Raw genomic sequence first — 14,218 nt, forward strand, 5'->3', positions numbered from 1 at the left:
AATGAAAAAAATCTACTCGTCCCACCAGAATCTATCCTGCAGGGTAGGAAGAGGAGTAGGGAAATTTTTATTGTAAAGTCGTTCGGTTTGAGGGTATGCTAACCTCCGTGGAATTGCTCCACCCGGATTTTGTGGATTATCGCCATTTGGGTTTGGAGTAAGAACTGGATAGCCAGTTCTGCGGTAGTCGGTCCAGCTTTCAATGGAAGCAAACATGGCAATGTACTTCTGCCTGATTATGGTTTTCAGCTTATTTTCAAAATCGCCTGTAAGGTTTGCATTTGCAGTAACGTAGCTATCAATGGTTGCCTGTGGCACCGCATCGCCGCAAATCTTGTTGAGGTTTGCTCTTGTGGCATCCTGGAGGGCCGTTTGAGCAAGAGGATCGTTTTCATCGAGCCTGAGTCGGGCTTCGGCTTCAATGAATTTTAGTTCGTGGTAGGTAATCATAAAAACCGGCGAGTTGGGCGAAGTAAAGTAGCTGTTTTCAAGGTTTGCCAATCCAAACTTTTTCTTGTAGTAGAAATCCTTGCGGGGGTCGTTCAGGGCGCTTAAAAGCGAAGTAAATGAAATGTTTGGTATTATATAACCTAAGCGAGCAAATGAATAAAATGGATTATACTCTGAGGCGGAGTAGCCATAAGGGAATAGCATGTCGTCGCTGCTTGATGAAATGGCATTCTGGCAAGCCTCAAGCGCTTTCTGTGCTGGGTTAAAATCGAGTTCGGCTGCTCGCTTGGTAAGGTGCATGTAATACCTTGCTTTAAGGGCGTATGCTACTTTTTTCCATTTGGCAATATCACCACCAAATAGTATGTCGTCGGTTGTGGGTTTACGACCGTTGTATGATTTATTGAAGTTTACAATAGCTGTATCGAGCAGTGTTTGAATGGCTTCATAAATGCTTTTCTGAGTATCGAATTTAGGCGATTTATTATTAGCGCCATCAAGGGCTTCGGAGTAAGGAATATCGCCCCAAAGCGATGTAACATTTCCTAGGCAAAGGGCTAATAGGGTATTCCCAATGCCAACATAGTAAAAGTTACCGTTACCCTTGGCTACTTCAATCATTTTCTTCAGATTAATCATGGGCCCATCGTAGTAGTCGTTCCAGTCCCATTCAACGTAAAGAGCTTCGTTTACAACATACTGCTGCACCTGTCGGGGGTGGTTATCAATACCCTCGTAGTACTGCACAAATATACCTGACATTACCTGGCCTGAGCCAGCCATTAACCGGGCAATGCTTTCCTCGGCAAATGGTAGTATTACGTTCTCGGGTACTTGTGTTGGACTATTGGGATTGATATTCACTTCGCTAATCTCGCACGATACCATTAGCATTAGTGTAGCAATTGCAGTGATTTTTATTGTTTTATTTACCTTTTTCATAGCGCTTGGGTATTAAAAGTTAACCTGAATGTTAAACTCTACTCCCTTGGTGTTTGGCATGTTAAAGTAGTCGCGACCAAGGCTGTTTGATGTACCCGAAAGGTTTGTTTCGGGGTCAATGCCGGAGTATTTTGTGAAAAGCAGCAGATTTCGTCCGCTAACGCCCACCATTAAACCTTTAATGGGGGTTCTGTTCAACCATTTAGTGGGTAAGCTGTAGTTGATGGCAATTTCACGTAAACGTATGTACGAACCATCTTCAACGCCAGCTTCGGAAAGTCCTGCCATTGTTCCAAGACGACTATAGTAATCAAAATTACGCTTTACTGCCACCGTGTTGGGCTCGCCGGTATTTACATTTACACCGGGGAAAACGTAAAGCTCATCCCTATTCTCGGTTTCCTTGTGGGTGCCAAGGTAGCTCATTACATTTTTGGTGCCATTATACACATCGCCTCCCTTTTTAATGTCGACAAGAGCGGTGAGGTTAATTCCCTTGTAGGTGAAAGTATTTCGAATGCCCAAGGTAAAATCAGGATTTGGATTGCCTACTATTCCCGGAACGGGATCAACCAGCGGGTAACCATCGTCGCTAACCAGGATTTGACCCTTGTCGTTCCGGAGGTAACGGGTTCCGTACAGAACCCCATAGGGTTCACCCTTAATGGCAACTGACCGGGTGCTACTCAATCCGGTATTCTGGAACTCGAGTAAAGGAATACCTTCAGGTAAATCCTCAACTATGTTCCTATTACGGGTAAAGTTAACCTGCATATCCCAGGTAAACTTGTCCATCTTAAGCGGAGTTGCGTAAAGTTGTGCCTCAACACCTCTGTTAGTGATTATACCAGCATTTAGCACCATACGGTCGTAACCGCTGGAGTAGGGCACTGGCACTTCAACTATTTGCCCGTCGGTTGTAGAGCTGTAGTAGGCCATATCTAAACCCAGGCGATTATCCAAAAATTTCAGGTCAACACCAACCTCCCACGAACGGGTCTCCTCGGGTTTCAGGTTGTTATTTCCAATGGTTCGCTGGGTGGCAAAAGCGGTTTGTCCGTTTATACCGCCGCTTATGGCCGAGTAGTAGTTCTGTAATGAGTAGATAGGAGCGTCGTTACCCACCTGTGCCCACGATGCCCGAACCTTACCGAAGCTAAAAATTTTATTTTTCAGGTTAAATGCCTCGGTGAAGATGAAGCTACCATTAACAGCGGGGTAAAAGAACGAGTTTTTTCCCTTAGCCAAGGTCGACGACCAGTCGTTTCGACCAGTAGTATTTAGGTACAGGTAGTTTTTGTACGACAACCTGATATCGTAGTATGCGCCAACAATCCTGTAACGGGTGATGTAATCGTCGCCAGTAACCACAGCGGTGTTCGAAAGGTCGTAAAAGTTTGGAAGAATAAGCGAATCGCCGCGCTGCGAGTTCAGGTAGGTGTACTTGTTGTAGTAGTTGTGTCCAAGCAGAACATTTAGCTTGAGATCGTTTGTGATATCCTTTTCGGCTGTAAGTATAAAGTCGGAGTTAAAGCTGTTGAAATTATACAGGCTGGCGGTTACGTAGCCGTTGGTAACGTCGTTAGAGTTATTGTCGAAGAATGAGTTGCGCTGTTCCGAGTAAAAGTCGATACCAGCCCTGTACATGGCGCTAAGCCATGGTAAAATCTGGTAGTCAATCTGGCTGTTGCCAATAATACGGTTAACCTCATCGCTAGAGCGGTTCTTATTTACTGACCAGTAAGGGTTATCGTACTTTGAGTAGTAGTTGCGTTGGGTTCCATCGGGGAACATATATGCACTGGGGTCGTTAACGGGATCACTGGAGCCGTTAGTGAGATCAAAGGTTGGCGTGCATCGCATAAGACCAACCATAACTGCCGATAGGTTACTCCCCTTTTGCGCATAGCTACCCTGTGAATTGGAGTAGGTGGCTGAACCGGAAATTTTTAGCTTGTCCGATAGCTTTGTATCGCCCGAGAGCTTAAAGTTTAACCGTTCAAAGCTGGTTAGGGGAACAACACCATTCTGGTTGAGGTAACCCATTGAGAACAGGTAGCTACCATTATCGGATCCTCCGCTTATGCTATGGTAGGTGTTACTGTTTACGGCAGTTTCAAAGAAATCGTCAATGTTTTTATATGGAATTACCCTTTTATCGGTTGCTGATGGGTCGCTCATGCCTACAATTCGTCCGTTTTTATCGTACGGGTAGTTGATATCGCCATCGTAGCGGAGGGTGTCAATCAGCGGGCCCCAGCTGAAATTGGTTGTGCTGGAGTAGCTGCCATTTGTACCCTGTGCGTAGCGGTACTGTTTTTCGGGGAGTTTGTTAACCCTATCGAAACCCAGTGTTGATTTAAAGGTGATATTCCTGCGGATACCCTTTCCTTTACCCGATTTGGTGGTGATGATTATTGCTCCATTGGCAGCCCGAATACCGTAGAGTGCCGATGCTGCTGCACCCTTCAGAACCGAAACCGATTCGATATCGTCGGAGTTTAGGTCGATGGCGCGGTTGGAGTAATCGTAAACGGCGCTTCCGGCATAATCGTTGTCAATGGGTACACCATCAACCACAAACAGCGGTGAGTTGCCATCGGCGCGCAGCGACGAGCGACCACGTATCACAATATCGGCCGATGCACCGGGTGTTCCCGATGAGCTGGTTACGCTTATACCGGCAATTTTTGAGCTAAGCGCGTTTACAATATTCGACTGGTTGGTGGTGCTGAGCTCATCGCCCTTTACATCCTGTGCGGCGTAGCCCAACGCCTTTTTCTCGGCCTTTATCCCTATTGCGGTTACAATTACATCCTGCAGTACGGTCGATTCCCTGTTGAGCTCAATGCGAATAGTTGCTTGCTTACCCACATTCACCCGCTTTTTGTCGTAACCCACAAAGCTTACCATCAGGAACATCTCGTTTTCACCAAGCTCAATGGAAAACTTTCCCTCAAAATCGGTTGATGTGCCCCGGGTTGTTCCATCAACTACAATGGTTGCCCCCGGCAGGGGTTCACCATTCTCAGCATCAACAACAATACCCGTTAGGGTACGCTGTGCATAAAGACCTGCCGATATGGTTAACATCAACATTAAAAAACAAATATATCGTATCATAGGCTTTAGTTGGTTTGTTTCATGATATACACCCAAAGGGGCCATATCACTTAAACCCAAGCCAAAATTTTGTGCTAGCAGATGTTGTAAACGGGTTTTTGTGAATCAATTGGTATGCGCCATAACCTGCTTACCTGGAAAAGATAAAGCTTTGCAGAGGTTAGTACCTCGGATAATTACCTTTCCCCCTGCGATACAAGTTTTAAAATGTTTTGGTAGGCATCGTGGGTTTGGGAGCTGCTTTTCAGGTTGATTATACAAACCTCGCCACTGTTTTTTGTGAGAACTATGTAAGGCTTACTGCCCGAGTTAATCAGCAGTCGGCATTTGCCAATACTGTCAAAAATAAAAGTGCCTTTATTCACAGTTCCAACGCTAAAGCCGTTGGTGCGTAGCTTTATTTTTGGGATGGCATTAGCAAGTTCAACGCTTGCAACTTCATCGATATTTACTGTAATGCCATTCATACCGCTAAACCTAACGGAATTATTGCCATAAATTACCTTTGTGGGAATAAAACCATAGGTGAGCAAGCTCGCTACAAAGATGATTGCAGCACCAAAAACCAGGAAGTGAAGTTTTGATTTGCTTTTGTTATGGTCAAAGCGCTGCGCCTTAATGGCAAGAGTAGTAACTCCTGCAAGGGTTACAATAACTATCATCAGGTTAGCAACAGTAGTAAAGCCCAGCCACTTAAAAACAAAGTAGCTGCCAATAATGGTGAGCCCTGTAATGGCAAGGCCGTTGCGTATGAGAGTTGACAAACCGTCAATGTCGACATTTTTCTTTTTATCCCTAGGCATGGTGTTATAGCCTGCAATCAGGTTAGGGTAGGCTTTAGCCAGAAAACCAATGGCAGCCATGAAAAGTCCGATTATGATAATAAGAATGTCCATTGTGAGGGGAGTTTTTACTTTAATCACTACTGTTCGGTTAAAAATCTATATCCTTTACGAGGAGTTAAAAGTATTCTATTTTCTATTCTATTACAACTGTTTAACCGCTTTGCGGTAATATGATTTAGTTTCGCCGAAAGTAATGAAATATAATAACCCAAGCCCAACATTTGCTATTCCTCTTAGGGGATAGACTAATCATGTTATATTAATTCTTTAAACTTTAGGCGAACAGTAGTAATAGAGATTCATGTAGCATGCTGTAATTTAGAATGATTTTGACAACCAATGCCAACTTATTACTATTATGTTGAATTGAGATTTGTCAATTGAAGAATTTACTCTTAAAATATTCAATATCCTCTTTGTATAAATGAACTCAAATTCACACGCATTCTAACATTCCGAATCATTCCGAATCATTCAGCTCCATCAATATTAGTTCACCAAAAACCTATCAATTTCCATGAGCATTTGGTTGGTGCGGATGGGTTTTTCCAGAACGGTATCAAAGCCACACTCGGCAAGCTTATTGCTCGATATGGTTTCAGGGTAGGCGGTTTGGCCTACAACCGGTAGCTTTTGGTTTATTGATTTTATGATACGGGTTGCCTCAAAGCCATCCATCTCGGGCATTACCAGGTCCATCAGTATTAGGTTAACGGGCTCGCCATTGCGAACGTAATTTAGGGCCTCAAGGCCGTTACGCGCCCAAATCAGGTTGGCTTTTGTTTTCTGCAGGGCTGCCTTAAAGAATACAAAGTTGGCATCAATATCGTCGGCAATCAGAATGGTTTTGCCGTCCCAGTTAAACTCCTTTAACCCGTTTCCAGCATTAACGTTTTCAAATTTAAGCTTAACAGGAATAAAAGGAATGGTAAAGAAAACGCTTGTTCCCGAGCCGGGCGTGCTGTTAATCCATATCTTCCCGCCCATCTTTTCCACCACATGCTTGGATATGGCAAGGCCTAAGCCCAGGCCACCATGCCTGCGGGTGCTTGAGTTATCGGCTTGGCGGAAGGGATTAAAAATCAAATCCATTTTGTCGGGTTCAATGCCAATGCCGCTATCAACAACGTAGAATAAGAGGTTATTCTCATCCTTAAGTCTGTAACCAAACTCAACAAAGCCATTGGGGGTAAACTTGAACGAGTTTGAAAGCAGGTGCTTTAAAACCTGTTTTATTCGGGACGGATCGCTAAGCACAACCAGGTCGTCCTGGAAAATTTCCTTACGCAGGCTCAGCTTAATACGCGAGCTTCCTCTTTCCTGCTCCTCAAACGTGCTGTATATCTCGTTCATCAGGGCGTTAACGGAGAACTCGGTCTTGCTTATCTTGATATCGCCTGCTTCAATCTGCGATATTTCCAGCAGGTTCTCAATGATTTGAAGCAGTTCCTGTGAGTTCTTGTATATTAAATCGGAAAAGCCGCTACGCTCAAATTGACCCAGGTATGGGTCGGTTAAAACCGATGAGAATCCAATAATGGCGTTAAGCGGCGTTCTTATCTCGTGCGAGATGTTGTTCAGGAATGTGGTTTTAATCCTATCCGATTCCTCAGCCTTGTTTTTGGCAAGTATAAGTTCCTTTTCGTATTCCTTACGGCGAGTAATATTCTCAAGTATTACAAGGATATGCTGAAGTTTCGATTCAAACATTACCGGGGTAAACGAGGCGCTTACCCAAATCCGCTCCCTATTCTTGCCATTTAGCTGTAGCTCACCCTGCCAGGTTTTGCCAGCCCTAACGGAATCGAGGGCCTTTTGAATATGCTTGCCGCCATTATATTCCAGGTTGATATCGGAAATGCTTTTGCTAAAAAGGTTCTCTATGGTTAAGCCGGTAATCTCAGTAAAGTTCGGATTGATGAACTCAAACTCAAAGTAGGGCGATAGGATGGCAATGCTAACCGGAGTAAACTCAATTGCCTTGGATAGCACATCGCGGTAATGCTCAATCTCTTTTTTGCGGGTATTATCAACAAACAGTCCGCCTATCTTTAAACTGTTGTTTACGCCAAGGAATTTGAATTGGTGGAGATTGAAATACCGCATTATTCCGGAGGAGTCCATGAGCTGGAACTCAGTAACATTGTTATCGGCATCCACGCCAATTATCTCAGCCCCCTTGATGAACTCCTTGAAACCGGTATTACAGGTAAGCTGCTTGAGGTAAAAGTTTTGGTAAACAATTTCGTGGGTAAGTCCATCCTCAATGAATACCCCAAAGGGTAAGGAGTCGATAAATACGGTAAACTGATTCTCGGTTTGTCGGAGTATTTCCTCGGTATAGTGAACTCCGGTGATATCTTTAATCTCCTCGGCAACCGCAACGGTGTTGCCATAATCATCCTTTAACGGGTAGGCATGCAGCTCTACTAATATTTTTTTGCCTGTAGGTAGGAACCTTGTCTCCTCGCGTTTAACCTCTTCGGCTCCATTTAGGATACTCCGGACGGGGCACTCGTCAGTGTGGCAGTAAATGCTTCCGAACGATTCGTGGCATAATGGGTGGTTTGGTTTACTGAGCGTAACCGAGGTTAGCTTTTCGTACTCCCGGTTCTGGAATATCACCCTAAAGTTGGTATCAATAACCCTAAGCGCAACGTTTGAGTTGTTAAGTGCCGATTTTAGGTTGATTTGCGCTAGCACTTCGCGGGCATTATTATGTACTGTTTTACCGGAGGAATGAGTACCTGAAAAGCGATAGTTCGACCTTTTTAATAGTGAGTAAATTACAGCTGTAGCCACAACCAACAGCAGCAATGGTAAAGTAAGCAAAACCCAGTTATAACTTTTAACTCCTTCCGCTGCTATTAATGCTGTTTTATCGCCTGTTAGGTTTTTTGCCCGGGCAAGGGTTAATGGCTGGCTAAGTAGGTCATTTTCATTATCAGTTAGAATTGCTAACCGTTTCCCGGTTAAGGCATTGTAAAGGTTAAAAGTTCTAGCAATTGGATACCAATACTCGAATTCGTGGGTACTAGTTTTGAACAGCGCCTTAGCGTAAAACCTGTTGTTATGGAGTAAAAGCACATTGGTGCCAAAAAGCGTGTTATTGTCCAGGTTGAAAAGGGTTGATTCTTCCAGGTTAATGTTCTTCCCAAAAATAATTTCGTTATCATCGTCGTTTTGGTAATCGGCTAGCTTAATGTCCCAGAAACTACGCTCAATATCCCTGATTACATCATTGTTCGCTGACCGAAGGTCGGCACTGATTGTTTGAATGTTCTGCCGGTCGATATTTTGGGCTAATTGCCAAACCACAACCGATAGCGTGGTTATGGCAACCAATGATAATGCCAGAGCAAATTTGTGTAACGAGAAAAACCTGAAAAACCTTGACACTTACTAAACACATTGATTTGTGCCAAATGTAAAAATTTTTGGTCATATAAAAAGAAATGGGCATGTTTTTATGCCCATACTTATTAACAATGCTGGTTGATATGGTTAGTGTACCATTAGCTTTCTATGGTATAACCTACCGTTACTCATTTTAAACCTTACCACGTAAACTCCTGTTGGCAAGTTTAGGTTGATGGTGTGCCTGCTATTGTTGATTTGTTCCCAATGCATTAGTGTTCCGTTTATTGAAACTATGGATACGGATTCAATTGTATCATTTGCCTCAATCCTGATGTGGCTTGTTGCCGGATTGGGGTACATTGATAAGTTCTTGTCGGGGTCAACAATATCGGTTGAGGTTGGGGTGAGGTTTACACTTATGGTTTCTGACTTTGTAGCATCTAAGGTTCCGGAAATGGAGTAGTAGTTGGGGTGTAATACGCTAAACTGTAACCCCTTTTCGTATCCTACTTGGCTAAAGGTAGCTAAGCCATTGGCGTCGGTAAGCTGGTCGGAATAACCGTTAATTTTTACGGTTGCATTGGCAACAGGGCTACCCTCGCTTTGTACATCAAAGGTGATGCTAAAGGTTAGCTGGTTTAGCTGAACTGGAATTTCGATGGGGTTACTGTTTACTGTGAATTCAATCTGTTCCGTGCCCTGGTACCCTTCCAGGCTCACCTCGTATGAGTAGTTTCCATTGGGCAGGTAAAGTGTTGCAATACCATTATGGGTTTTACCTTGCTGGTAAAGCTGGGTGCCGTTATAGATTTTAACTAAGGCGTTATCCAGCGGCCAAGTTCCTTTTGGCCCGGTTCCGGTTATACTAAACATAACCTGATGAACATCGCCGTAAACGGGGGTCAGGAAAACATTTACAGAGCTATCGGAACTTAGCTCCAACCAAAAATCGGTGCTAACAAAACCCTCCTTTTGAATGCTTACGGTTTTTAATCCTCTGTTTACGGTGAATGAGGCTAATCCCTCGCTATTGGTTTCGCCTAAAAGGGTATCAACAAATACCTTGGCATTAGGGATTTTGTTGCCGTTTATATCGGAGATTGTAAACTGTACATTGTAGCTAACCGGTGTAAGGTTAATATTGTGATTACCACCACCTGCTTGAACCGTTATGATTGTATCCTTTGCATAGTAACCATCAGCGGTGAGGTTAAACGTATAATCTCCAGCAGGGATATAAATGGTTGCCATCCCAAGGTTCGATGTGTAGTAGGTTTGGTTGTTAACCAGTATTTTGGCCAGTGGTATGGCGGCTAGGTCAAGGGCAGAACGCACCAGTAGTTGAATGGTATCGTGTTTGGTCAAATTAACATCAATTGTTTTAGCGGAGCCGGCAATTTGGGTGGAACCCAAAACTGGTTCATAACCATTGGCTCTTACTATGTAGCTGTATGTTCCGTTGGATAGATTGAAGTTAACCGAACCCGAACTCGATGTAAATTTAATTCCATTTGCAGTACTTACAGTTGCGCCGGGTATGGCACTACCATTGTTTTTAACATTGAAAGTTACTGGATAAGTGGTAATGCTACCTGTAGTAGTAATCTTTGCCTTCCATCCTGTTCCAACCGTGTTCAAATCGGAGACAAACTTGAATGTCAACTCGCCGTTTGCGCTCGTCGAGGTATATGTTGGTGGCATATTATCCCCACAGTATTTACCAAGTTCAGGGCTTTGTGTGCTGGGGCCATCATAAACAATCAGATAATCATAGCTACAGGTTGAGTGCGACTCCACATCAAACTCCATGAATTGAACCTTTACCTTTTGACCGTTATTTCTTGGCTTGAAGGTAATTGTGTAATTCTCGTTATTACCATAATTCGAGGTAGGTCCGCCAGTGTCGTAGAACCATAGGCTGTCCACTTCAATGGTAGAGTTGGTAATTAATACCTGTCCAATTACTGATGCTGTAGTAAAATTCCAAACCTCGCAGGGTTTATCGCATAAACCCAAATGGTTGCCGGGCATTACACGCCAGTAGTAATTGGTTTGCGGCATGAGCGGAATATCAACATACGCCTCGGTAACCCTTTTTAGTAGAACTAAAGAATCGGGGTTGGTTCCTATGTAAACATCGTAGAAAAGGGCATCGGAGGTGGCCCCCCACGATAACCGATTATATTCAACATTAAGCTCATTATTCCCGGGTTTTGGGCTTTCAATACACTTGGGCAATTGCTGTGGAGTAAAACATTCCAGCTTTGCCTTCCACCCTGAGGCCGTTGTTGAGCCATCGGATGTGAAACGGAATGTAACACTGTTTCCGCTTGTATAAAAGGGAGCGGGGCCGGTATTGCCATTAAACGGGTTGCCAGCAATGGCATTTGAAGTAATGCCAGCACCATCGTAAATGTGGAGGTAATCGTATCCCAATTCGGTGCTGAACGATGTAAACTCAACACTATATCGCTGAATATCGCTTAGGGTTTCAAAAGTTAGTGTATAGTTCTCGCCGTTAGTGTAGTTGGCGGCCTCGCCACCGGTGTCGGTAAAAATAGTCCCACAGGTTTTAACGGTACCATTAGTCATTTTGGTAGTTCCAAAAAGTAAGACTGGTACCTTGCTAGTAAACTGATCCGAGGCATTGCTGTAGCTAACGGAGCTATAGTCTATGTCAATGGGGATTGTATCGTGGGTTAGGTTTGGTGATGTGCTTACCCGCAGGGTAAGAACTGCTTTTTCGTCAGGCTGAATGGTTCGATTTGAAATGGGTTCAAAGTTGACACTTACCGCGTTGAGGAGTGAATCGGGAATGGTTGCCTGTGCCGAGAAATCGGGAATGGCAGAACCTCCTTTATTTTGGAATTCAAACTTTAGATCAACCAATTCGTTACGGTCAAGTTGCGAATTTGAGTTGCCCATTAACGTATCAACTACAGCGTATCCGTTAAAAACTATTTTTGGAGCGGCGGCTGTTATCCTTAAATTCGATGTCCATGATCCTTCGGTTGAGGTGAAGGTAATTGGAAAAACCTGTGTGTACTTGTCGGTGATATTGGAGGGAATGCTGAATGTATATGCTGCATTTACCCATTTTTCCGATTCGGCATCTATACTACCAATTCCAATTGAGTCGGCTGATGTAAGCGAAATTAGGCCTGTACCTGCTGAAATTTTTGCTCCAATGTTTGTTGCATTGGTTTTGCCAACATTTTTCACCAGTAGGTTTACCTTGATGTTTTCGCCATAATCGGCAACAGAGTTGCCATTTGCTTCAGAGTCATCTATTTCACTGGTCGATAGGGTTAGGTAGGCATTTTCAGCCACAACAACCCGAATGGTATCAATAAAGGGTTGGGTTAATGGACGAGTTGCTGTAAGTACAATCTTTCCTGGCTCCGTTAAAACGGGAACAGCAATATCGATTACGTTGTCGGTGTCAAAAAATTTTGTTCCAATTATTTGACCGTTGGCAGTAAGCGAAACGTATGAGTTTGCTTTGGCACCAACAGTAATTGAGTTAATCCCAACAGCCACAGCAGCAGGGAAGGTTACCTGATTGGTTTCGGGTACTTTAAAGTATGGGGTAAGTGAGGGATCGCCAAGTACATTGTAGGCTTCCCAGTAGTAGGTGGAATTGACTTGGCGGGTGTAGTCGTTTAGTTCAGCTTGGGTAACGGCAAGGTTACCGCAAAACATTATAGCTCCAGCGGTGGTGTAGGCGCTAATAAATGGAGCATCGTAGCCACCGGTTGTGGATTCTTCAAAGCTGGGAACGTACCCATTGTTATCGCCGCTCATGGGGAAAGCACCAACCGCCCAGTACATATCCTCCTTCCAGTAGCTATTGGGCGATGAACCAATGTAGGTAACAGCACCACCGTTTGCTTTACGGAGCCATGCCTCACCAACTGACTCAGAGTAACCAAAATTACCCGACAGGCAGCAGTTTGCTACTACAAATGGGTACTGCTGGTTATTAGTGAATGTTTCTACAGCGCTAATGGTAAGTGCTGGATTTTGCCATTCGGTTTCGCCACAGTGAGCGGTATAGTTTATGAATCCTACAGCAATCCTTTCGGGATCGTAACACCCTGTATAGCCCGATGATGCTGATGGATTATTAGGATCGTTTGTAACCCCATACTCGTAAATGTTACTCCATCCGCTTGATGGCTTGAAATGGGTTGCTGTTGCATACTTTATGGTTGGCTGTGCTATAGCCGGGTTCCAGGTTGCATCGGCACCTGCTATCAATGTGGAATTGTTCAGGTATGATGCATCGGCAAACTGAAACCTTTCGTAGTAAAGAATCTTGTTGATAATGGCCGTAAGTTCAGCCTCGCTGGTGGCCGACAGGCGGCCGTAGTACATCTCCGGGAACTTATCGCCATCAACACTGGCGTAGTAAAGGTCGGTTAGCTTACCCGATTGTGAACCGGTTGCCGATGCGGGAACCTGATCAACATCACCCACAATAACCAGAAAGGTTGGTGCAGGATTTTCAGGTGTAGCTGAGTTGTAAACGCTTTGTATGTATGTTTTAATGGCATCGGAGGTTGCGCCAATCTCGTCGGTATACTTTACAGTTACACTAAAACCCTTTTGGGTTTTCCACTCCACGAATGGCTGTAATGCGGTTTGGAACATTCGGTGCGACACAATAAGCATACTAACGGGGTATCGGGTTAAGTCGGGGTGGGTATCGTAAATAGCGCCCCCGGCGTTTAACATCGATTTGTAAACCACATCGAAGTAGGGCGAATAGAAAGGATCGGAAGCGGGAGAACTTTTTGTGATGCCCCCTTGAACTGTCACATCAACATCAATATCATTAAATATCCTGATTTTTTGTTTGGAGGGGTTGTAGTCAATAGGTCGCACCGTAAGGCGAGCAATGGTGTAACCCCTAAGGTTACCAAGAATTTCAACGGAAACATCGGGCTTTACAATCTGAAACGATGATTTGCGGTAAGCCTCTGGCTTTAGATGGAATGGCAGCTGTAGCGTATCCTGATCCTTACGTGCCGATGGCTGAACAGGGAACAATGGGTTACTAATGCCTTTTGCGGTGAGTTCAATTTCATCGGTAGTATACTTGCTGACCCTAGCCGAAACAGAGGCGCCTAGCGGAATACGTATTAACTTTTTAATAACAGGCAGTTCAGGTTCACCTATACCACCATCGGGCATAGAGTTTTTAAACCATAGCTTTGTGTAGGTTTCTCCGGTAATTGCCTGTTGCTTATCCCAACTGAGTTCATCAATACTGATACTAAAGCGGAAGTTATTCTGCGAGGTGGCATAGAATTTTTCAGGGTTAACCTTTTCGGGTTTCATGCCATTAGCCTGCAATGCAATTTTTTTAGGCTGCGAATTTGCTGTTAGGGCAAATGAAAGAAAGATTAAAGCTAAAATTTTTTTCATCAGTTCAAAATTTTAAATAATCCCGCAATATAGTAAAACGAATATATCAACTCAATGGTTGCAATAAT

At 44.0% G+C, this 14,218-nt stretch carries 5 protein-coding genes; all 5 read right to left on the bottom strand.

The genetic code is table 11. The features are described from left to right. Window positions 1–12 precede the first annotated feature (12 nt). Window positions 13–1,392: a SusD/RagB family nutrient-binding outer membrane lipoprotein gene (locus AB6811_RS12735; RefSeq protein WP_369490893.1), complete on the bottom strand. Its 1,380-nt coding sequence runs from the start codon at window positions 1,390–1,392 to the stop codon at window positions 13–15. A gap of 12 nt (window positions 1,393–1,404) precedes the next feature. Then, the gene (locus tag AB6811_RS12740; protein WP_369490895.1) at window positions 1,405–4,515 is read right to left on the bottom strand and encodes a SusC/RagA family TonB-linked outer membrane protein; all 3,111 of its coding nucleotides are present in this window, start codon (window positions 4,513–4,515) and stop codon (window positions 1,405–1,407) included. Between the two features lie 176 nt (window positions 4,516–4,691). Beyond that, on the bottom strand, window positions 4,692–5,411 hold the full coding sequence (locus AB6811_RS12745) for a DUF3784 domain-containing protein (protein ID WP_369490896.1): 720 nt from the start codon (window positions 5,409–5,411) through the stop codon (window positions 4,692–4,694). A 438-nt stretch (window positions 5,412–5,849) separates the two neighbouring features. Then, window positions 5,850–8,759: an ATP-binding protein gene (locus AB6811_RS12750; RefSeq protein WP_369490897.1), complete on the bottom strand. Its 2,910-nt coding sequence runs from the start codon at window positions 8,757–8,759 to the stop codon at window positions 5,850–5,852. 105 nt (window positions 8,760–8,864) lie between these two features. Then, window positions 8,865–14,150, bottom strand: a complete 5,286-nt coding sequence (locus AB6811_RS12755) for a C25 family cysteine peptidase (protein WP_369490898.1) — start codon at window positions 14,148–14,150, stop codon at window positions 8,865–8,867. Window positions 14,151–14,218: the final 68 nt, after the last annotated feature.

The sequence above is a fragment of the Tenuifilum sp. 4138str genome, from assembly GCF_041102575.1.
GTDB classification, from domain to species: domain Bacteria; phylum Bacteroidota; class Bacteroidia; order Bacteroidales; family Tenuifilaceae; genus Tenuifilum; species Tenuifilum osseticum.

Bases quoted from the DNA above. Each gene is read 5' to 3' on its own strand.
- AB6811_RS12735 (WP_369490893.1), bottom strand. From the start codon at position 1,392: ATGAAAAAGGTAAATAAAACAATAAAAATCACTGCAATTGCTACACTA.
- AB6811_RS12745 (WP_369490896.1), bottom strand. From the start codon at position 5,411: ATGGACATTCTTATTATCATAATCGGACTTTTCATGGCTGCCATTGGT.
- AB6811_RS12740 (WP_369490895.1), bottom strand. From the start codon at position 4,515: ATGATACGATATATTTGTTTTTTAATGTTGATGTTAACCATATCGGCA.
- AB6811_RS12755 (WP_369490898.1), bottom strand. From the start codon at position 14,150: ATGAAAAAAATTTTAGCTTTAATCTTTCTTTCATTTGCCCTAACAGCA.